Annotated in this window: 17 protein-coding genes; 1 reads left to right on the top strand and 16 read right to left on the bottom strand. The window is 61.0% G+C overall.

The window, feature by feature from the left end:
- Positions 1 to 15: 15 nt before the first annotated feature.
- The 7 genes from AB7D48_RS10640 to AB7D48_RS10610 all read right to left on the bottom strand — a co-directional run bounded on the left by AB7D48_RS10640 (position 16) and on the right by AB7D48_RS10610 (position 9,935).
- Positions 16 to 3,600, bottom strand: a complete 3,585-nt coding sequence (locus AB7D48_RS10640; protein WP_427978696.1) for a molybdopterin cofactor-binding domain-containing protein — start codon at positions 3,598 to 3,600, stop codon at positions 16 to 18.
- Positions 3,597 to 4,085, bottom strand: a complete 489-nt coding sequence (locus AB7D48_RS10635) for a (2Fe-2S)-binding protein (RefSeq protein WP_427978693.1) — start codon at positions 4,083 to 4,085, stop codon at positions 3,597 to 3,599. The genes AB7D48_RS10640 and AB7D48_RS10635 overlap by 4 nt, the downstream gene beginning before the upstream one ends.
- Positions 4,086 to 4,125: 40 nt before the next feature.
- On the bottom strand, positions 4,126 to 5,271 hold the full coding sequence (locus AB7D48_RS10630) for an FAD-dependent monooxygenase (RefSeq protein ID WP_427978691.1): 1,146 nt from the start codon (positions 5,269 to 5,271) through the stop codon (positions 4,126 to 4,128).
- Positions 5,272 to 5,371: 100 nt separating this feature from the next.
- Positions 5,372 to 6,070: an ABC transporter ATP-binding protein gene (locus AB7D48_RS10625; RefSeq protein WP_427978688.1), complete on the bottom strand. Its 699-nt coding sequence runs from the start codon at positions 6,068 to 6,070 to the stop codon at positions 5,372 to 5,374.
- A 51-nt stretch (positions 6,071 to 6,121) separates the two neighbouring features.
- Positions 6,122 to 6,847, bottom strand: coding sequence for an ABC transporter ATP-binding protein (locus AB7D48_RS10620; RefSeq protein ID WP_427978685.1), 726 nt, complete (start codon positions 6,845 to 6,847; stop codon positions 6,122 to 6,124).
- 11 nt (positions 6,848 to 6,858) lie between these two features.
- On the bottom strand, positions 6,859 to 8,694 hold the full coding sequence (locus tag AB7D48_RS10615; protein ID WP_427978683.1) for an ABC transporter permease: 1,836 nt from the start codon (positions 8,692 to 8,694) through the stop codon (positions 6,859 to 6,861).
- A 32-nt stretch (positions 8,695 to 8,726) separates the two neighbouring features.
- Entirely contained in the window at positions 8,727 to 9,935 is a 1,209-nt protein-coding gene (locus AB7D48_RS10610) for an ABC transporter substrate-binding protein (RefSeq protein WP_427978680.1), read from the bottom strand.
- Positions 9,936 to 10,018: 83 nt separating this feature from the next.
- Here AB7D48_RS10610 and AB7D48_RS10605 point away from each other — a divergent pair, with 83 nt between their 5' ends.
- The gene (locus AB7D48_RS10605; RefSeq protein ID WP_427978678.1) at positions 10,019 to 10,234 is read left to right on the top strand and encodes a hypothetical protein; all 216 of its coding nucleotides are present in this window, start codon (positions 10,019 to 10,021) and stop codon (positions 10,232 to 10,234) included.
- A 236-nt stretch (positions 10,235 to 10,470) separates the two neighbouring features.
- Here the strand turns inward: AB7D48_RS10605 and AB7D48_RS10600 are convergent, their stop codons facing one another.
- The 9 genes from AB7D48_RS10600 to AB7D48_RS10560 all read right to left on the bottom strand — a co-directional run bounded on the left by AB7D48_RS10600 (position 10,471) and on the right by AB7D48_RS10560 (position 20,758).
- Positions 10,471 to 10,938: a MarR family winged helix-turn-helix transcriptional regulator gene (locus AB7D48_RS10600; RefSeq protein ID WP_427978675.1), complete on the bottom strand. Its 468-nt coding sequence runs from the start codon at positions 10,936 to 10,938 to the stop codon at positions 10,471 to 10,473.
- A 99-nt stretch (positions 10,939 to 11,037) separates the two neighbouring features.
- Positions 11,038 to 11,493, bottom strand: coding sequence for an Rrf2 family transcriptional regulator (locus tag AB7D48_RS10595; protein ID WP_427978673.1), 456 nt, complete (start codon positions 11,491 to 11,493; stop codon positions 11,038 to 11,040).
- Between the two features lie 30 nt (positions 11,494 to 11,523).
- Positions 11,524 to 12,537: an FAD-binding oxidoreductase gene (locus tag AB7D48_RS10590; RefSeq protein WP_427978670.1), complete on the bottom strand. Its 1,014-nt coding sequence runs from the start codon at positions 12,535 to 12,537 to the stop codon at positions 11,524 to 11,526.
- A gap of 55 nt (positions 12,538 to 12,592) precedes the next feature.
- Positions 12,593 to 14,248 carry a hydroxylamine reductase gene (gene hcp / locus AB7D48_RS10585; RefSeq protein WP_427978668.1) on the bottom strand — a complete coding sequence of 552 codons (1,656 nt, stop codon included), beginning with the start codon at positions 14,246 to 14,248 and terminating at the stop codon, positions 12,593 to 12,595.
- Between the two features lie 266 nt (positions 14,249 to 14,514).
- The gene (locus AB7D48_RS10580) at positions 14,515 to 15,183 is read right to left on the bottom strand and encodes an aspartate/glutamate racemase family protein (protein WP_427978666.1); all 669 of its coding nucleotides are present in this window, start codon (positions 15,181 to 15,183) and stop codon (positions 14,515 to 14,517) included.
- 13 nt (positions 15,184 to 15,196) lie between these two features.
- Positions 15,197 to 16,729: an amidohydrolase family protein gene (locus AB7D48_RS10575; protein WP_427978664.1), complete on the bottom strand. Its 1,533-nt coding sequence runs from the start codon at positions 16,727 to 16,729 to the stop codon at positions 15,197 to 15,199.
- An 85-nt stretch (positions 16,730 to 16,814) separates the two neighbouring features.
- Entirely contained in the window at positions 16,815 to 18,218 is a 1,404-nt protein-coding gene (locus AB7D48_RS10570; protein WP_427978662.1) for a cytosine permease, read from the bottom strand.
- Positions 18,219 to 18,275: 57 nt separating this feature from the next.
- Positions 18,276 to 19,514: a Zn-dependent hydrolase gene (locus AB7D48_RS10565; protein WP_427978660.1), complete on the bottom strand. Its 1,239-nt coding sequence runs from the start codon at positions 19,512 to 19,514 to the stop codon at positions 18,276 to 18,278.
- Positions 19,511 to 20,758, bottom strand: coding sequence for a dihydroorotase (locus AB7D48_RS10560; RefSeq protein ID WP_427978658.1), 1,248 nt, complete (start codon positions 20,756 to 20,758; stop codon positions 19,511 to 19,513). The genes AB7D48_RS10565 and AB7D48_RS10560 overlap by 4 nt, the downstream gene beginning before the upstream one ends.
- Positions 20,759 to 20,873 lie beyond the last annotated feature (115 nt).

The following is a 20,873-nucleotide window of genomic DNA, read 5'->3' as shown; positions in this document are numbered from 1 at the left end:
AACTCCCTTGTTTTCTCACTGAACCGCTCCACGGATCGCGGCGATATGGGCTGGCAGGTCTTTCCATCCCGGCTCCCCTGGCGCGAAGGTCTCGCGCAAATAGGCGATGAGATCGGCAAGCTGCCTGTCATTCAGCACCTTGCCGAAAGCGGGCATGGCGCCACCGCCGGGCAAGGCGGAGGAAGACCCGTTCAGGATCACGCGGATCAGATTATCCGGGGTCTTGGCGAAAAGATTGCTGTTGAGCGCCAGGGATGGGCGGTTGCCGAACATGAACGGCGCCTCCCCTTCATGACAAGCGGCGCAACTGCCGGAGAAAATCCGCCCCCCGGGCGAAGCGCCCGCCGTGGCGGTCAGGCGTTGGGCCGCCGCCTCGTCAAGCTGCGTGGCGCTGGCGGCTTCGGAGCGCGTGTCGAACGACGCAATATATTCGGCAATGGCGCGCACATCCGCATCCGGCAGATGCCGCATCTCCTCCACAACCGGCGCCATGGGACCGGCGGCGGGGCCATGGCGCGCGGAAAACCCGGTGCGCAGGTAATCGTAAACATCCTGTTCTGTCCAGGGGACAGGCGAACGCGACAGGCCGGAGAGCGCCGGCGCGTCCCAGCCTTCCGCCTCGCCGCCGCCAAGATAAGCGGTTTTGAGCCGCTCCGCCCCCAGCGCGTTACGTGGCGTGTGGCAAGCGCTGCAATGCCCCGCCCCCTCCACCAGATAGGCGCCGCGATTCCAAGCCGCGCTTTTCGTGGGATCTGGCGTGAACGGCGCCGTGCTGGCGAACAGCGTGTTCCACCCCGCCATCAGCCATCGCTGATTATAGGGGAATTTCAACGCGCTCGGCTGGGGCGTGCTGCGCACCGGCGGCAAGGACATGAGATAGGCATAAAGCGCCTGCATGTCGTTTTCGTCGATCTTCGCGAAGGAGGGGTAAGGAAAAGCCGGATAGAGATGCTTGCCGTCGCGGCCTATCCCCTCACGCATTGCCCGGGCGAAGGCCGGGTAAGACCAGGCCCCGATGCCGGTTTTCACATCCGGCGTGATGTTGGTGGTGACAATGGTGCCAAATGCCGTTTCCAGCTTCAATCCACCCGCCATCGGTGTGCCGCCGGGGGCTGTGTGGCAGACCGCGCAATCCCCCGCCGCCGCCACCAGGCGCCCACGCTCGATGGCGGCTTGGGAGAACAGCGCCACATCCGGCTTGGCAATTGGCGCAATGGCGGCCCGCACAGGCAACATGCCCGTGGCGAAGGCTCCCAGTGCCGCGCAGCCCGCCGCCAGCCCGGCAAGCGCCGACCCCTTTGCCAGCCGGCTCACGCGCCGCGCCCAGCCGGTCGCGGCTGGCCCCTTCCGGCCGGTCCGCGGCAGCGCCACCGGAACGGAAGGCGTCTCAAGCCCGGGAGACAGGGGCAAGGCCTCATCCAGCCGGGCCTTCACGCGCTCCGGCGTAAAGGGCAACTCGTAGAACCTCACCCCCGTGGCATCGTAAAGCGCATTGGCGATGGCGGCGGCACTGGGAACGGACGCCGACTCCCCCGCCCCCATGGGCGGCTGATCCTGCCTTGGCACCATCAGCACATCGACCTGCGGCATTTCAGGGAAAGTCAGGATCGGATAGCCGCCCCACTCCTTCGCCTCCACGCCGGTCTCATCAAACCGCACCTCCTCCTTCAGCGCGCGGCTGACGGATTGGATGACATTGCCTTCGATCTGATGGCGCACCCCGGATGGATTGACCATCATGCCGGAATCCTGCCCCACCACCACGCGCGTGACCGCCACTTGGCCGGTGGCGCGGTCCACCTCCACATCCGCGATCCACGCGCTCCAGGCCGCTGGCACGCCGGGAAAGGTGCCATGGACATATTGCGCGTAGGCAGCCCCGCGCCCGCGCAGAATCCGCGCTTGCGCATCGGCCTTCGCCGGGCCGGGCCGGGGCCGCCAGCCCGCGCGCTCGGCCACGGCCGTGAGCAAATCCTTCGCGCGTTCATCCGGCAGATGTTTCAGCCGGTAGGCGATGGGGTCTTCTCGCGCCGCCGCCGCCAGCTCGTCGATGAAGCAATCATGCGCGAAACTGTTGGGCATGGCGGAAACGCCACGAAACCAAGAGGCGCGGGCGATGGGGGCCATGTCATGGACCGTGATCTTCTTGGCGCCGTAATCATAAGGCGGCACGGAGGTACGGTCGCCCATCGGCACGGAGACCGGCATGGCGGGCACGATGCCGGTGAGCACCAGGCTCAGCAGCGGCGAGACATTGGATGGATAGCGCGTACTGAACTCATAGCCGCGCAAACTGCCATCCGCGTCGGCGGCACCGCGCACGTCCATGAGCTGGGCCGCCCCTTTCGGTTCCCAGACATGCTCTTGCTCACGGGTAAGCTGCACACGCACCGGGCGGCCTAATTTCAAGGTTAGCAAGGCGGCATCGCCGGACACATCGTCGGCGCAATTGCGGCCATAGCAGCCCGCCGCCTCATGCCGGACAATCTCGATCGCGCCTTCCGGCAAAGCGGTCAGCAGCGCGATATCCGCGCGCAGCATATGCGGGTTCTGCGTGCCGGACCAGACTGTCAGCCTGCCCTCGCGCCACGCGGCCACGGCACAGGATGGACCAATGGACCCGTGCATCTGGTAGGGCCACAGATAACGGCGCTGAAGATCGATCGGCGCCCCATCGAACGCGGCGCCAAGATCGCCGTCCTCGCGCACCACACGCGGAGAATCCGGGTTCTGGCGCAAGGCCTCCTCAATATCGGAAAGATCCGGCATGGGCGGCAGCGGCGCCCATTGCACCGGCAGCGCCTCGGCGATGGCCTGCGCCTGCTCCTCGCGCTCGGCCACCACGGCGATGAAATCGCCCTCGACCACCAGCTGCACGAAACCCGGCATCCCGGCCACCGCCTCGCGGTCGACCGCCAGCAGGCTGCGGCCAAAAAAGGGCCCATGGTCCCAGCCACCATAAGGCGGACGAACGACACGGCCATGCAGCATGCCGGGCACACGCACATCATGCACATAAACCGCCAGACCCGCGACTTTATCGGGAATATCCACGCGTGGCACATGAGCGCCAACGATTTTGTAGTCGGCCGGGTCTTTCACCCTCACGCCATCATCCAGATGCTCGCGCACGGCCTGGCCCGTCAGCAGTTCGCCATAGGCGAAACGCACATTGCCGCCCTCGGGGCCAAGCACCTGACCATCCTCCGTGCGCAGAGCCTCCGGCTCCACCCCGGCACGCAACGCGGCCAGGCGGATGAGAATCAGCCGCGCCTGCGCGGCGGCCTTGCGCAACGGCACAGCCGTGACCTGGATGGTCTCACTGGCGATCGTGGCACCTTGGTTGGGCACCTTGTCTGTGTCACCCAACACCATGGTGGCCTGGGCGAAAGGCAGATCCAGCTCCTCGGCGATGATCTGCGCAAGCGCGGTGCGGATGCCGGTGCCAAGATCCACATGGCCGCAATAGCCGGTGGCGCCCCCCGTCTCATCCAACCGCAAAAACAATTCGTCGGGCAGGTCCTCGATCTTCTGCCCCGGCCGGGCGGAGAGCCCCTTGGGGGCCATGCCAGCACGGACGATTTCAAGAAACCCCGTCATGGCATGCCCTCTTCCAGCACGACTCCGCACACACGGCAGGCGGCGCGCAGAATTTCCACATGCGCGCCACAGCGGCAAAGATTGAAGCGCAAGGCACGCTTGATCTCATCGAGCGTCCGCGCTCCCCCCGCATCCAACAACGCGCGCACCGTCATGATCATGCCGTTCAGGCAATATCCGCATTGCGCGGCCTGCTCCTGAACGAAAGCGTGCTGCACCTCGTCCAGCACACCGTCCTTCACCAACCCTTCCAGCGTGACGACAGGCAACGCCCCCACCTGCGAAACAGGCGTGCAGCAAGCACGCGCCGCCCGCCCGCCGATGAGCACCGTGCAGGCACCGCATTCCCCAAACCCACAACCATATTTTGGGCCGTTCAGCCGCAGATCGTTCCGCAGGACATGAAGCAGGGCCGTGCCCGGCGGCACGGCCACCTCGTGCCATGCGCCGTTCACCCACAACCCGATGGTCGGTGCCTCATCCATGCGTGGACCTTAAAGCCGATACGGCAACGCTCATGCACATTTATCCCAGCGGCACGCTCAGCGGGTCGTAGGAATAGACCCAGGCGGGATCCTCAGGCATTTTCAGCCATGTATTGGCATTGGAGATCGTCTGCACCTTGGTGGCGCGCTCCCGGCGCGTGCGTTCGTAAAGCTTGAACGCCTCCTCGTAATGCTCCAATCCCTGACCGGAGAGGCAGCGCATCAGCACGGTCGCATCCTCGATCGCCATGCAAGCCCCCTGGGCCATGTGCGGACGCATCGGATGGCAGGCATCGCCCAGCAGGCACAGCCGGCCGCGCGACCACAAGCTGAGCGGATCCCGGTTATAGAAAGGCCATTTGGTCACGGTGGTGGTGGCATTGATCAGCGCCGCCACGACGGGATGCGCATTGTCGCCGAACACCTCTTCCATCTCTTCCCGCGACGAATCGACAAAGCTCGTCCCATAGTCCCATGCCTGATCCGGCACGCCCGTGACATAATAATATTCGGACCCATCGCCCTTGGTATCATAGGCCATGATATGACGGGACTTCTCCCACCACCATTTCACGCACGCCTCGAATTCCAAGCCGCTGGCGCGCAGCTTTCCGACATTCACCAGCGCGCGGTGCCCCACCCAGCCGGAGTAACGCGGCTTCTCCGCGCCGAGCAAAACCTCCCGGATGGTGGAGTTAATTCCATCCGCCCCCACCACCAGCCGCGCGATATATTGAGCGCCATTCTCGAACTTCAGCAGCACCCCTTCCTCACGCTCCTCAAGCCCGACGAGGCGATGGTCGAAATGCACCTGGCTGTCCGGCAGCAGGCCCATCTGCACGGCATGCATGTCACCGCGATGAATGGTGATATAAGGCGCGCCATATTCCTTGAGCGCGAAATCCCCGAGCTTGATGCGCGACAGATAATCGCCGCTGCGCCCATCGCGGGAAAACCAATAATCCGGATGCGAGCCGATCTTGGACAACGCCTCCTCGATTCCAAGATGACGGAACACCTTCATGACATTCGGCCCGACATGGATACCAGCGCCCAGACGGTCGAACACCGGCGCCTGCTCGAACGCATGAACACTGAAACCCGCTTGATGCAGCAATGCCGCCGCCGCCGCGCCGCCGAGCCCGGCGCCAATCACCGCAATTTCGATTTTTTCAACCTGTTCCACGACAAACCTTCTTTTCCGAAAAACAAATCGCTGGCGATCAGCCATCATCCTTTTGTTTGTATACAAACAAAACTATGCAACGCAAAAAGTTTTTAGCATTTCAGACGGCAAGATAACGTTCCTGCAATCCTGTATCAGCCATCAGATTTTTCATCCCGCCGGACCAGACAATGCGTCCCTTTTCCATGATCACGGCATCGTCGGCGAGATATTCGGTGAAATGCAGATTTTGCTCGGCGAGCAAAACGGTGATGCCACGTTTCTTGAAAAGCTGAATCGCTTCCGCCATCTGCTCGACAATCAATGGAGAAAGCCCTTCGCTCGGCTCATCCAGCAATACGAGGCTCGGATTTCCCATCAAGGTCCGGGCGATGGTCAGCATCTGCTGCTCGCCGCCACTCATCGCGCCACCGCGGCGCGCGCGCATGCGGCCTAAATTCGGAAAAATCTCAAACAACTCCGCTTCCGTCCAGGCACGACCATCGCGCGCGCCCTGCCGGCCGATTTCAAGATTCTCCATGACCGTCAATTCAGCGAAAATCCGCCGTTCCTCCGGCACATAGCCAATGCCTTGCCGGGCGATCTTATATGGTTCGGCACCGGTAATATCCTTGCCGGAAAACCGCACCTGACCGCTGACCGGCCGGACCAGCCCCATGATGGATTTCAAGGTCGTGCTCTTGCCCGCGCCATTGCGGCCCAGCAAAGCCAGCACCTCGCCCCGCCGGACCGTGAAATCCACCCCTTGCAAAATGACGGCCTGGCCATAAGCCACCACAAGCTTTGAAATATCGAGCATCAATGCCCCCCGCTCGTGCGGCCCGTGCCAAGATAGATGGCGCGGACCTGTTCATTCGCCTTGATCTCCCCCCCCCGTACCCGCAGCGATCAGACGGCCTCGATCGAGAACCAAAATCCTGTCCGACACGTCGAACACAACATCCATGTCATGCTCGGTAAAAAGAACGGAAATTCCCGTTCTGGAAACAAGCCCGCGCACCAGCGCCATCAGCGCCGTCCGTTCGCCCGAAGCCATGCCCGCCGTCGGTTCATCCATCAGCAGGAGCTTCGGTTGTCCCGCCAGCGCAATGGCCAGCTCCAGCCGTTTCAGATCCCCATAAGCGAGAATCCCCGCCGCGCGCTCCGCCTGATCCCGCAGCCCGACCGTCTCCAGCAGGGTCTGCGCTTCATCCTTCAAAAGATCATTGGCACGCGCCCAAAATTTCCAGATCATGTTCCTGCGGGCCAGCAAGGCCATCTGCACGTTCTGCCGCACGGTCATGGAGGTGAAGGTCGCGGTGATCTGGAAGGTGCGCCCGACGCCAAGCCGCCAGATACGCCGGGCACCGATACCGGCGATCGACACGGCCTCCCCCTGCTCGCCCTTCAGCAGAATATTACCCCCACTCGGTGGAAACTGCCCCCCGACCATGTTGAAGCAGGTGGATTTTCCCGCGCCGTTCGGCCCAATCAACGCCAGCATCTCACCTTCGGCAACCTCGAAAGAGATGTCGTCCACCGCCATGACGCCACCAAAGGCCTTGCGCAGATGGTTGACCTGAAGGGTCTTTGTCATGTGCGCCATGCTCAACCCTTCCGCTTTCCGGCGGCAGCCCCAAGGCGTGCCCGCCAATGCTCGGCCGCGCCGCCGATACCTTGCGGAAACAGACTGACCATGAGGATGATCGAAATCCCGAGCAACATCGGCCAAACGTTGGTCGCCGCCTGCAAATAATCACGCAGCCCCGTATAGACCAGCGCCCCGACGACCGGGGCCGCCAAGGTCTGGATGCCGCCGAGCAGCACGACGATCAGCGCATCCACCGAATGCGAGACGCTGACATAGGTGGGAAAGACACTTCCCTTGGCAAACGCGAACAACCCGCCGGCAAGCGCGGCGAACGCACCGGAAATGGTGAAAGCGGCATGGCGCACCAACCCCACCGGAATGCCCGACGCCGAAGCGCGGGCCGGGGCATCGCGCGTCGCGCGCAAGGCAAAACCGAAAGGCGAAAACAGGATCCGGCGCAATAGCAGAACCCCGCCCACGCTCAATACCAGCACCAGGGCATAAAACCCGGCGGCGGACTCAAAGATGCTGTCCGGCCATAGATTCAGAATGCCGTTATCCCCGCCGGTCAAGGCCGTCATCTGCGTGGCCAGGGCCCAGATCACCTGCGCAAAGGCAAAAGTGAGCATGGCGAGATAGATGCCTGACAGACGGATCATGAAAACGCCCACCAGGGCAGCGCACACCCCAGCGACAACGACCCCCGCGGGGATCGCTTCCGACATCGGCAAATTCCAGGCGGAGGCCGTCAAGGCCGCCCCATAAGCCCCAAGACCAAACCAGGCCGCATGACCGAAACTCGGCATGCCGCCAGGGCCCATGACAAAATGCAGGCTCGCGGCGAACAGCATGGCGATCAGCGCATCCTGCATCACGGATAGCACATAACCCGTGTCGAAAACCGGCACCAAGCACGCCGCGACGAAAGCAGCGGCCCCCAGCCCGATCACCAGCCCGTCGGCACCGACCACAAGACGCGGCACATCGCCCACGCCACGCCCGCCACATCCGGCACGGCCAAGCAACCCGTTGGGCTTGAGCACCAAAACCACCGCCATGACGGCGAACACCGCGACCATGACATATTGCGGAATGACGATGGCGCCAAAAGTTTCCAAAACCGCGATGAGCAGGCTGGCGAGAAACGCGCCCGCGACACTGCCAAGGCCACCAATGACGACGATGACGAACGCATCGGACACGGCCGAGAGCGCCATTTGCGATGTGGCGGCGACCTGCGGCAAGGACAATGCGCCGGAAAGCCCGGCCAAGGCCGCGCCCAACCCGAATACGGTGGTGAACAGAATATTCTGGCGGATACCGAGCGCGCCGACCATCTCACGGTCCTCCGTGGCGGCGCGCACCAGCGCTCCCCAGCGTGTCCGGGTAAAGAGCAGCCACAACAACAGCAGCACCACCGGGCCGACAATCATCATCACCAGCGAATATAACGGGAAAAGCTGGCCGGAAACCGGAATCGTCTCCTGCATCCAGGGCGCGCGCGGCAAGGTGACAACCCGCGCCCCCCACAGCAATTGCACGACATTCCCCGCGATCAGCACAATGCCGAACGTCGCCAAGAGCTGATAAAGCTCCGGCACTTTATAAAGCCGGCGGAGAACGAACATTTCAATGCCCACCCCCAGCAGACCGATGAACACGGCGGTCAGCAGACAACCAAGAACAAAAGCCGGAACGGTCTGAGGCAGGTGCGACAGAACGACCCACCCCACATAAGCGCCCAGCATGTAGAGGCTGCCATGGGCGAAGTTCACGACACGGGTAACCCCGAAAATAACGGTCAGCCCCGCCGCCACCAGAAACAGCGAGGAGGCTGTTCCCAGGGCAGTCAAGATTTGAAAAAGGATCATCTGCGTTTTATGACTCAGCTCTTCGGGCGCAGTGTTTCCACGACCGCGTCGGGCGGAAGCACGCTGGCGCCATCGACATAGCGGAAATCGACCATCTTGCCCTTTCCGTTCTCTTGCGCCAACTTGCCGACAAAAGCGCCCAGCGTGCTTTGATGATCGATGGCGCGATACAGGCATTCGCCGAATGGCGTCGGGAAGCTCGCCCCCGCGAACCCCTGCTCCAGATCCGTCAGAGAGAGGCTGGCGCTGCGCTTGACGCCCGCCGCGATGGATTGAATGAGCGTATAACCGATCACCGCGCCCCAATCCGGGTCGTCCTTGAAATGGCTCTTATACATATCGACAAACGCGACATTGCCCGGCGCGGTATAGGCGGCACCAGGATAACCGGTGACAATCCAACCGTCGGGCGTATCGGATCCCAGGGAATCCAGATATTCCGGCTCACCCGTGATCAGCGAAACGACGGAGCGGTTCTTGAACAGCCCGGTGGTGTTACCCTGCCTCACGAAAGCGACGAGATCCGAGGCGAAGGTGGCGTTGAAAATGCCATCCGGCTCGGCGGCGGCCAGCGCCGCGACGGTGGCTGGCGCATCGATCTGATCAAGTGTTGGCCACTGCTCGGCAACAAAGGTGACATCCGGGCGCTTGGCCTTGAGCAGCCGCTTGAACGTGTCGACGGCGGAGGTGCCATAGGAATAATTCGGCGCCACCGTGGCCCATTTTTTGGCGGGCAGCTTGGCGGCATCGTCGATCATCATCGCCACGAGCATATAAATGGACGGCGTCAGGCGGAATGTGTTGGCGTTTCCGTCCTTCCAGGTCAGCGCGTTGCTCAATGCCTCACTGGCCACGTAAAGCGTCTTGGCATGCTTGGCGAAAGAGCTGAGCGCCAACCCGACATTGGACAAAAACCCGCCCGCCAGCATATTGACACGCTCGCTGCGCACCAGCTCGGTCGCGGCGCGAATGGCGTCTTGCGGGTTCGCGCCATCATCCTTCGTGATCAGCTTCAGCGGCCTGCCGCCCACCCCGCCCTTGGCGTTGATCTCCTCCACCGCCATGTTCATCGCATTGCGGTAGGGAATTGTGAATGTCGGAAATGTGGAATAGCTGTTGACCTCACCGATCACGATCGGATCGGCGCTCGCGGCTTTCGCGATATAAGGAACACTCAAGGAAGCCGCCGAGGCGGCCAAAAGATGACGACGCTTAAGATTCATATAAGCCTCCTAAAATAAAGCCGCCGCGCAATCCGCGCCGAGCGCGCGCCAGAACACCACGGTGCACCGGCACAGGCAAACCCATGAAACACGCCGCTCATGCGGCCATCGATGAAGACAGGCAGTTCCTCGCGGCGGGCGGCAACGAACCCACACCGGGAAATACCTCAATCGGCGCGCCCTATACGGGTGGCCATTCAGAAATGTCCGTCATTCTGATCCCCGCTTTTTACCACTCATCCCCATGCCGCATCATCTTGATGACGGCACGATCATATTATTCGTATACAAATGAGTAATCCCAGCCCTTGGCGCGCGTCAACCAACAATTTTGGGTGCGAACCGCTTTTTTACCCCCCACAAAACACAGACTGAACAAGCAGGTTTCACATACGGCTAAATATTAGCCAGCCAGGCTCAATTGAGCGTCATTTCCGTTAAAGCTTCTAAAAATCGCCGCGCCCCGGCCTGAAACAGGGCCGTCAAAGCCCGCGGGACCGGATGTCCATCCCCCGGCTGATCCCGCAAAACCGCTTTAGATGATCTTCTTTAACAGACCCAGCAATCTTTTCTGTTCCGCCTGGGTCAACGGCGCCAGCGTCTCTTCGGAAATCTGGATCGCGGCCTTCAGGCACTCCGCCGCCAGCGCCTTTCCCTCCAGCGTCAGAGACACCAGGATCTGCCGTGCATCGTTGGGGTCTGGTTCAGTCTGGGTAATCCCCTTGGCGCTCAGCCTGTCAATCACCCCCTTGACGGTCGCGGCATCCATGGCCACCAGGCGCCCCAGCTGATTCTGCGAACAATGCCCCAACCGGTCCAGCATATTGATCACCGAAAACTGCGTCGGCGTCACACCTGACGGGATCATGCCGCCAAAGAGAACCACATGGCGCTGCGTGGCCTGGCGTAAAATAAAACCGATCTGCTCTTCGAGCATATATTTTGGTTTTCGACTCGCGGCCTTGCTGGCACGGCTCGCCGCGCGGCGCACATCATCCGGCATCACCAAAACATCCCCATCACCCTGCGTGCGGCCTTTTTGCGCGATTCTCGCATGTTTGGGCAAGCGGACAGCCTGTATTTCCCGTCCCCGCGCCATCGCTCAAGGCCTTACGTCTGCATCCTTGGCCATGATTTTCAGCTTGCGCAGCAGGACGCTGCTCTGAGGCGTGGCGACATCGGCCAGGGTGTAACGGTCGAGAACCGCCAGAAGAGCGGCCAGCGCCTCGTCCAGAATCGATTCCAGCCGGCAGGCGCCACGAATCGCGCACCCTCCCCCCCCCTGGCATTCAGCCAGGGCCAAGTCCTGCTCCAACGCCCGCACGACATCGCCCAGGCCGATTTGCTCCGCCGGGCAGGCCAGCCGCAACCCGCCATGCCGACCCCGCAGCGTCTCCACCAGCCCAGCCTGCCCCAGACGATGCACCACCTTGACCATATGATTTTCGGAAATCTCATAGGCCTCGGCAATTTCAGCGATCATGGCCAGCCTGTCCGGCGCCAGCGCCAGATAAATCAAAGTCCGGAGGCCATAATCGGTGAACTTGGTGAGACGCATGGCCCATATTACCAAGCGCGGCGCCGCGCTTCAATGCGGCAGACGCTCGGTGAAAACCCGCTCCGCCGGCACCCCGCGCTCCATCGCCACGGCTTCAACCGCCTCCAGCATGGGTGGCGGCCCGCAAACATAAATATCCATCTCCGCGTCAGACTCGTCCAAATGCGCCGCCAGCGCCTGCGCCGCGTTACCCGCGAAGCCAGGCCAGCCAGGGCGCGCACGCCAAACCGCCCGCGTGATCCCAAGCTGTGGCAATGCCTGGCACAGCCCGCCAAACACCTCCTCCGCCAGCAATTCATCCTCCTGGCCGACAGCGTAAATCAGATGCACGGGGATCGTGTCCTGAAATTCCGCCATATGGCGGAGCATGGCCAGAATGGGGGCCAAACCGCAGCCGCCCCCCACCAGCACACGCCGCCGCGGGCTGGCTTCATCCAGCATGAACGCCCCCAGCGCGCCCCTCACCTGCAACTCATCGCCAGGCTTGGCGTCTTTCGCCAGCCAACCGGTAAAAGCGCCCCCTGGCACCAGCCGGATCAGAAAATCCAACCGCCCTTCCCAATTCGGCAAATTGGCCAGGGAATAAGCACGCCGCACCCCCGTGGCGGGAACGCATAATTCCATATACTGCCCAGGGATGAAATCCGCCCCCTGCCCCAATTCCGGATCCGGGAGCAGGTCTAAACTCAGCGCCACAATATCGGCCGCGACGCGCTCAATCCCGGCGATAAGCGCCGCACGCTCAGGCACCTGGTGCCGGCGAATCTGCTCCCCGGCATACGGCACCGCCACGGTTACATCCCCATCCGGCAGACAACGGCACAGCAGCACCCCGTCCGGCCCCGCAGGCAGGGCCTTCGCGTTATGCGGGCCCATCTGGTAGGCGCCTTCCACTATATGCGCGGCGCAGAGGCCGCAGCTTCCCTCCCGGCACATGGCGGGCGGGTAAAACCCCGCCGCTTGCGCCGCCGTCACAACGTCCTGCCCTGGCGCGCAAGGAAACTCCACCCGCGCCGAATCATTGGCGATCAAGATCACATTCATATCGGCCCTTCCTTCCGCCCTGGCACCGGCGCGCCCGGGACAATGAGGAGTGTTGTCACGATGCCTGGCGGGTCAGGGCGGCCTGAATATCGGCCCCTGCCGTGGTGATCGGCTGGATACCGAATTTTTCAACCAGCACGTCCAGCAAAGCCGGCGTCAAGAAGGCCGGCAGGCTGGGCCCCAACCGCACATTGCGGATCCCAAGCGCCAGCAAGGTCAGCAGCACGGCCGCGGCTTTCTGTTCGAACCAGGAAACGACCAGAGTTAACGGCAGGTCATTCACGCCGCAGCCGAAAGCATTGGCCAGCGCGGTTGCAATTTGAATGGCCGAATATGTGTCGTTGCATTGCCCAATATCCAGCAGCCTCGGCAATCCAGCGACTTCGCCATGCTCATGCATGTTGAACCGGTATTTGCCGCATCCCAAAGTGAGAAGCATCGTATCCTTGGGCGCTTGGTCGGCGAAATCCGTATAATAATTGCGCCCGGGCGCCGCGCCGTCACAACCGCCGATCAGGAAGAAATGGCGAATATCGCCTTTCTTCACGGCGTCGATCACCTTGTCCGCCACTCCCAGCACGGTATTGCGCGCAAAACCGACGAGAATGGTCTTCTCCGGCAAGGTTTCGGTAAAGCCCGGCATGGCCAAGGCGGCTCGCACCACCTGCGTATAGTCGGCATTGGCGATATGGCGGATGCCCGGCCAACCGACCGGCCCGGTGGTGAAAAGCCGGTTGCGGTAAGCCGGCTGCGGCTCAATCAGGCAGTTGGAGGTCATGACAATGGGCCCGGGGAAGGTTGCGAATTCCTGCTGCTGATCCTGCCAGGCCGTGCCATAATTTCCCGCCAGATGAGGATAGGCGCGCAACCCAGGATAACCATGGGCGGGCAGCATCTCACCATGCGTGTAGACATTGATACCTGTGTCCTTTGTGGCTTCCAGGATGGTCCACAGATCTCCCAGGTCATGTCCCGAAACCAGAATGGCCTTGCCCCGCACCGGCAAAATACGCACCGGGCTTGGCGTGGGCATGCCAAAACGCCCGGTATTGGCCGCATCCAGCGTCTCCATGACCGTGAAATTCAACCGCCCAAGCGCCAGGGTCTCGTCCAGCAACGCCTGAATATCGACAGGCTCGGTTGCCAGAAAAGCCAGCGCATGGGCCAAGCCCGCATAAATTTCATCGCGCGCCTCACCTAGAACCTCCGCATGATGCGCATAAGCCGCAACACCTTTAAGACCATATAAGAGCAACGCCCGCAGCCCGATCACATCCTCGCCCGCCAGATCCAGCCCCGCGCGGATAGAAGCGATATTCGCCTGAGCCAAAAGCCCCGCCAGATCCACGGCGGGTTGAAATTCCACAGCCTGGCTCAACGCCTCCAGCTCACCTCCGGCGGCGGCCACGGCAGCGCGCAACCGGTCCCGGATCCGCGCCGCCTCGGCGATCAGCCCGGTAAAAACCGCACGGTTGAAATTGACATTGGTAAGCGTGGTGAACAACGCATAAAGCGTAAAACTGTCCGCGGCATGATCCGGGGCCGCAACCTGGCGCAGGCGTTCGCTCAACTGGCCGATCCCTTTGAGCTGATAGATCAAAAGATCCTGCAAATCCGCCGTGGTTTCATCCTTGCCGCAGACACCCTTGGCGCTGGCACAACCGGAAAGACCATCCACCCGCGCCGTCTGCTCGCACTGAAAACAAAACATGTGGTTCATCCTCTGATGACAAGACCGTCCCAAAATGTGCTTGCCGGCACATAAGATGTATTTATTATGCATCTTTTTTGGCTCCCTTGATTCAGATCAAAACCCACCCAAAAGATACCCTCCGCGAAAATGCCCGTTGTAATATAAATTCAGGACGCAACGCCCCGCCTTATCCAAGCCACGCCCCATTCGAGCGGCAACAGCCACGGGCGATCCCGAACCAGACAAACCATCCACCCCAGGAACGCCCACTAAAACAAACAGGGCTATTCCACCGCCCCAGTCATGGCGGCCAGCACGGCCCCCAAAGCCATCGCCACGGCAGCCTGCACGGGATCGATCACAGGAATCCCCAAAGCCGCCTCCACCCCCGCGCGGTGCCGCGCCATGCCCGCACAGCCCAGCACGATGACATCGGCGCCATCCGCCATCAAACACCGCCCGGCTTTCGTCAAAACCACCAGCATATCCTCGGCACTGGCGCTCTCATCGACGGATCTGTTAATGGCACACTCCCCCGCGACACGGCTCTCAACCCCCATACGCCGCACATAGCGCCTATGCCGGGGCACCGACGCATCGGACAAGGCAATGACGCCCACCCGTTCTCCCCGTGTCATGGCCGTCAGGATGCCGCTTTCCTGAATCCCGAAAACCGGCTTGGATGTGACAGAACGGCAAACATCGATTCCCGGGTCGGAATAACAGGCGATCACGAAGGCATCGGCATCCGCCCTGCCGCGCACCAGGCCAGCCAGCGGCATCGCCACGCGCTCAACATCGCTCTGCGTCTCGATGCCGAACGGCCCCTCGGCCAATGTCAGGCATTCGATCGCAAGCCTTCCCGGCAGGCTGAACGACGCCAAGGCCCGCCTCAAACCATCCGTCACATCTTGGTTGGCATTCGGGTTGATCACGAGAATCGAACGGTTCATGCCCAAACCTCCATCAGCTTTTGGAAGACAGGCGATAATACTGGCTATTTTCGGGTGCGGTAAAATACCCATCGTAAAACCGCCTGACATAATCCTGCATGCCTTCGGACAGGGTTATCAACCCCCTCTCCGCATCGGTCCTTGGCCGGCTCAGCATTTCTTCAATCTCAGCCAAAACCTTGTCACGGTCGATATTCACGAACCGCCCCTGTTCATAAACGGTCTGGCCATTGATAATCGTGGCATCGACCGCGCTCGTCTTCGCCCGCTGAATGATCGCATCCAGAACCGGAATCAGATCGTCCTGATAGGGATAAAAAGCACGCTTATGATTAATGACCACGAAATCCGCATAACGGCCCGGCGCCAGGCGGCCTATCTGCCCGCCAAACGGCGTGGTCAAGGCGCCATCCTCCGTGACCATGCGAAGAACCTGCGGGCAAGTGGGGGGCATATCATCCATTCCCGGTGTGCGATGCGCCCTCAGAATCAACCGCATCTCCTGCAACATGTCCCGGTCGTCGTTCAGCCCCGCCTCATCGATACCGACGGCCAGACGCACATTTTTCTTCTCATAAAGATTCAACGGCGCCAAGCCGCTGCGCAGACGGAAATTGGAACTGCAATTATGGCAAACGCACACCCCCGTATGCGCGACAAGATCGATATCCTCCTCCGTCAGCCATACAGCATGGCCCAATGTCAGGCGCGGACTAAGCAGCCCCAGTTTTTCAAGATGCCTGACCGCCGTGGTTCCCGTCCTGCGCCGTGCATATTCCCTCTGATAGGGCGTTTCCAGAAGATGCATATGCATTGGCGCCCGATCACGTTGCGACCGGCTGACAATTTCAGACAAGGCCGTGTCGCTGCACCAGTGCAGATTGGCCGGCGCCAATTGAATCCTGGTGAGGCTTTGCCCCGCATTGGCGTCCACCAGCATATCGTAAAGCTTGAGATGGTCAGACAGGGAAATCTGCTTTGGCTTCAGAAAAGCCGCCATTCGCGCGGACAGCCCCTCCGGCAGGGTCGCCAGCAAGGCCTCGTCGCTGTCATAGACAAACAGATTCTGGTCCCTCACGGCATAAGAATACGAGGCCCGCATGCCTATATCCCGATACGCCTTCAGAATTTGCTGAGCCGTGCCAAAAATTTCCTCGATTGGCCCTGGCGTCCACCCATGAAGATGCTGCACGGTGGTAATACCGCTCGAGATCATCTCAAAAGCGGAATAAAGTGTGTCCAAATAACGCTCGACCGTGCGCGCTGAAAGTCTGCTGGCGAACCACAACTCCAGCGCATGATCCGGCGAGCCCAGTTGCAAGGGGGTCAGACCGACATGATGATGTGAATTCACAAACCCAGGCAAAATGATCTGATCGTCGGAACCAAGGATTTCAGCGCCAGGATTCTCCGCGAGAATTTCCGCAGCGTTCCCGATCTGACGAATGATACCGTCCTGGTGCAGGATAGCACCATCCTCAACGATCTCGGGCGTATGACGGTCATGAACACCACATACGATCCACTTCGCCTTCGCAATCTTCATGGCCACTGAACAATCTCCAACAATTTCCGTTACACGACAGACGAACGGCCCCTCGAAACGGGGCCGCCTGATCGTTGCGCCTGGTTCAACCAGCCACCACTGGCGATAGACCAACCATCTCGCGCAGATGCTCCCGACGGACCACCACGCCAATACCGACCAGATAAAACATCACGGCGGCGACCCAACCCTCAAACGGCGCCAGCCCCAGGCTCAACCCAACATTGGGGATCACATTGCCGGGAATTGAAAGCAGGATCGACACCATCACACCAAACAATAGCGCGGCAATGGCAACCCAGTTCGTTGTCTTCAAGGACTTCCACGCCACAACGCCGGACAAATCGCGCCGCACGCCAAACAACCTTGGCAAAATCAACACATCGATCGCCATGATGGTGGTCGCGGTCGGCACTGTCGAGGCACCGATACCGGCGACAATGAAAAAGACATCGACACTTGCCGCGGTCGCCATCCAAGCGGAAAGCAGGCACCCGCCAACGACCAAAACCGCGATTGAATAATAACGCTTCATATTGAAGACATTCGTCATCGCATTGATCGACTCATAGAGATTCATGTCGTTCAAGGCGAACTGGGAAATCAAGATAATGATCGCGGCCAGCGGCGCGGATCCAAACAGGCAATGCATGATCAGTTGCGCCTGCTCCGACGGGCTGGATGCCGCGGAGCTAAGCCCCATCAGCCAACCCGCGACGGGAAACAGAAACAGACCGATTATATAGGAAACAATCATCGGCAACGCGACACGCATGAAATCAGGTCGGGAGAAGCGCCACACATCGGGCTCATTGCCGTAGGCTCCCGCGCCAATCACCATTGTCGCCGTCGCCATGATCGAGGTCGTATCGGCCATTTTCGGCGTGGCCCAGATAACGCCGGACGGTGTGGTCATGAACGTGCTGACAAGAGCATAGACCGCCACGAACAAAATCACCGGCGCCACGAACCTGCCGAATGCGCCAATTCCCTTGAAACCGATGATATTATTCACCGCCATCAGCACCGTGAACAAAACCCCCAGCAAAATGGCCGAGACAGTAAGCCACGGGACAATGCCTTGCAAAAGCTGGCCGGTATAAACCGCTTGGAATGAATACCAGCCGCTGCCCATGATGATCAGAAACATTGAAACCAGGATGGAGCCAAGCTTGCCAAACACGGCACGCGCCAGGAAAGGCTGCATCTGCCCCGTGACAGCCCCCAGATAACCAGCCAATACGCCATAAATACACAGCCCGATCGTGCCAATGCCGCATCCATACAGAAGATCCAGAAACGGCTGGCCCGATTGCTGAGCGGAAAAACCAATAAACATGCCGCCCAGGCTGGTTTGCGTGGCAAGCCATAACAACCCCATCCCCAGCGCTCCCCGCCGCTCGTTCAGCGGAACGACATCATAGGCAAGATCGTAGGAAAGCGCTTCTCCCACATCTTCTTCATGTACGATCTCAGCTTTATCCTGCATATCTGTCTCCATCGGGCAAAAACGAAAGATTCAATTCAAGAAATGGAAAACTGGACATCACCTCGCCTCGCATGCTTCGGCCAGGCACCGGTCCAGCCGCAACAGCGACCCGAACAAAACCGAAGCACCCAGCGCGATGTCTCCGCTCTCCGCCCATTCTTCCTGGCAATGGCTGCGCCCGTCGCGGCAGGGCACAAACAGCATCGCCGCCGGGGCAATCTTCCTGATCCAGGCGGCATCATGACCAGCACCGGACACCATGCGCGGCGGCGCGACACCAAGAGCCAAAGCCTCCATTTCCAACAAACCGCACAACGCCTCATCGAATAGAGCCGGTGGGTTATCCGACAATCTCCTGATTTCACCACCATCTGTTTCGACAGCCTCCGCGAGGATTCCGCTGAACGTCTCCATATCCTCGCGTTCTGACGCACGGGCATCGACCAGCATGGTCACCTGGCCCGGCACCACATTCGCGGCATTGGGCTCCACCCGCATCTCGCCAACCGTTGCGGTAAAATGCCCTCCCTTCGAGGACAAAGCAGTTGCCGCCTCGCGCACGGCCAGAACGATGCGCGAGGCTTCCACCAGCGCATCCGCCCGGTTGGCCATCGGGGCCGTCCCCGCATGATCAGGCCGCCCCCGCATCGTCACGGCAAAACGCGTCAGCCCCGCAACCGCGCTGACGACACCGACATTTTGCCGCCGCGCCTCCAAAACAGGCCCCTGCTCTATGTGCAATTCCAGAAATCCACGTATATCGCGCCTTGCCACAGCTTTTCCCGGCGTTCCGCCCGCTTCACGAATTGCCTCGCGCAACGTGCGCCCACCCACCTCGCGGCTCAGCCAATCATCCGGCAATTCGCCGATCATGCCCCGGCTGCCGACACAGGACACTCCAAAGATCGAAACCTCCTCCGAGAGAAAATCCACGACCTCCAGATCATGAGCCAGCTCGATCCCGCGTTCCTCCAATATGCGCGCCACCTCAAGCCCCGCGACAACGCCGGCAATGCCGTCGAAGCGCCCACCTTCAGGCACGGTGTCCGAGTGCGAACCGATCATCAGCACCCCGGCATCGGGGTTACACCCCATGCGCCGCCCGATGAGATTGCCAGCCTCGTCGATCCTGGTTTCCAACCCAGCTCCCCGCATACGTCCGGCAAGCCAGGCTCGTCCCTCGGCGTGCAAGGGTGTGAAGGCTCGCCTGGTCCAGGGGCGGCCAGGTTCGGTCAACGCCGCCAAGGCCGCGATATCCTCGCCGATGCGCCCTGCTTTCGCCGGCAGATTGCTCATGCCCGCGCCCTTGTATACGGCACGGACAGCGGCGGGCGCACAAAGCGCCCACGCCCAGGAGCCGCCACCACCTGGGATCCGTCGAACACCAACTCACCCCGCGAATAGCTACCCGCCACACGCCAAGGTAGCTTCATACCGTCATAAGGCGACCAACCAGACACGCTGTTGCCTCTTTCCGCCGCCTCATAAAGCCAAGGTTCCGGCGTCAACACGGCGATATCCGCGTCCCGCCCGACGCTCAGCGCGCCTTTGACATGATCGATGCGGAAATGCCGTGCCGGATTCGCGGCCATCAGCTTCGCCGCCCAGGTCAACGGCACCCCCCGCTCCTGCGCTCCCTTCACAAAGAGCGGCATCATCGTCTCCAACCCCGGCAAGCCGGATGCGTTGGCAAGCATGTCCGGCTTCGTCTTGCGGTCCAGCGACCAGCTTACATGATCGGTGGACAGCAACGTGACATTGCCTTTGACAACTTGCCGCCACAGCCCTTCAACCTCGGCGCGCGGGCGCAAGGGCGGGTTGCATTTGGAACGTCCCCCCAAGCGTTTCGCGTCGCTCTCTTCATCCAGAGTCAGATAATGGATCAAGCATTCCGCCGTCGCCTCATGGCCCTGGGCACGGTACGATGCCGCGATCTCATATCCACGCGGCAAGGAACAATGAACAACATGCGCTGGGCATCCGGTCGCCGCGCCTATTTCATAAATTTCCGCCATCGCCAGCAATTCGGTCAATGGCGGACGAGAGAGCCCATGCGCGGTATAATCGGTGATGTTCGCCGCCTTCACCTTTTCCATGGCCCAGCGGACATATTCATCATGCTCATTGTGAACCCCAGCCGCCAGCCCGGTCCGCGCGACCTCCTCAAAGCATGCCGCCATCAATGGCGCGGGAATACGCGGGAAACGCTTCGGGTCGGTCCCGAAGGTGGAAAATTTGTAGCCCGCGACCCCCGCCGCCGCCTGCTCGGCGATCCGCGCCGGGCCTTCCAAAGGATCTATGGTGCCATAAAGCGCGAAATCGACACGCGCCTGCGCGGCGGCATGAGCGCTCTTGCGTGCAACCGCCTCGGCCGAACAAACAAGGTGCCCTTCGTCATAAGGCATATCGACAATGGTGGTCACACCACCCGCCGCCGCGGCACGGGTGGACCAGATGAAATCCTCCGTATCCTTCTGGCTGAGCGAATGCACCTGCGCATCGATCGCGCCGGGCAGAATGAGCGCGCCCTTAACCCACATTCCCCAAGTAAATCGCTGATTTTGCTGTCAGGATCTCAATATTTCCGATATAAATCATGGTGTTGATGGCCGTGAGGGGCGCGTTTGATGGATCACCCAGAGGGTGCGGGTTCGA

This window comes from Acidocella sp., from assembly GCF_050253495.1.
In the GTDB taxonomy this organism is placed as follows: Bacteria; Pseudomonadota; Alphaproteobacteria; order Acetobacterales; family Acetobacteraceae; genus Acidocella.
This window is presented reverse-complemented; position numbering and strand designations above follow the sequence as displayed.

Bases quoted from the DNA above. Each gene is read 5' to 3' on its own strand.
- AB7D48_RS10605 (WP_427978678.1), top strand. From the start codon at position 10,019: ATGAAACACGCCGCTCATGCGGCCATCGATGAAGACAGGCAGTTCCTC.
- AB7D48_RS10570 (WP_427978662.1), bottom strand. From the start codon at position 18,218: ATGCAGGATAAAGCTGAGATCGTACATGAAGAAGATGTGGGAGAAGCG.
- AB7D48_RS10595 (WP_427978673.1), bottom strand. From the start codon at position 11,493: ATGCGTCTCACCAAGTTCACCGATTATGGCCTCCGGACTTTGATTTAT.
- AB7D48_RS10610 (WP_427978680.1), bottom strand. From the start codon at position 9,935: ATGAATCTTAAGCGTCGTCATCTTTTGGCCGCCTCGGCGGCTTCCTTG.
- AB7D48_RS10575 (WP_427978664.1), bottom strand. From the start codon at position 16,729: ATGAAGATTGCGAAGGCGAAGTGGATCGTATGTGGTGTTCATGACCGT.
- AB7D48_RS10565 (WP_427978660.1), bottom strand. From the start codon at position 19,514: ATGAGCAATCTGCCGGCGAAAGCAGGGCGCATCGGCGAGGATATCGCG.
- AB7D48_RS10620 (WP_427978685.1), bottom strand. From the start codon at position 6,847: ATGACAAAGACCCTTCAGGTCAACCATCTGCGCAAGGCCTTTGGTGGC.
- AB7D48_RS10635 (WP_427978693.1), bottom strand. From the start codon at position 4,085: ATGGATGAGGCACCGACCATCGGGTTGTGGGTGAACGGCGCATGGCAC.
- AB7D48_RS10625 (WP_427978688.1), bottom strand. From the start codon at position 6,070: ATGCTCGATATTTCAAAGCTTGTGGTGGCTTATGGCCAGGCCGTCATT.
- AB7D48_RS10600 (WP_427978675.1), bottom strand. From the start codon at position 10,938: ATGCCGGATGATGTGCGCCGCGCGGCGAGCCGTGCCAGCAAGGCCGCG.
- AB7D48_RS10560 (WP_427978658.1), bottom strand. From the start codon at position 20,758: ATGTGGGTTAAGGGCGCGCTCATTCTGCCCGGCGCGATCGATGCGCAG.
- AB7D48_RS10640 (WP_427978696.1), bottom strand. From the start codon at position 3,600: ATGACGGGGTTTCTTGAAATCGTCCGTGCTGGCATGGCCCCCAAGGGG.
- AB7D48_RS10580 (WP_427978666.1), bottom strand. From the start codon at position 15,183: ATGAACCGTTCGATTCTCGTGATCAACCCGAATGCCAACCAAGATGTG.
- AB7D48_RS10590 (WP_427978670.1), bottom strand. From the start codon at position 12,537: ATGAATGTGATCTTGATCGCCAATGATTCGGCGCGGGTGGAGTTTCCT.
- hcp (WP_427978668.1), bottom strand. From the start codon at position 14,248: ATGTTTTGTTTTCAGTGCGAGCAGACGGCGCGGGTGGATGGTCTTTCC.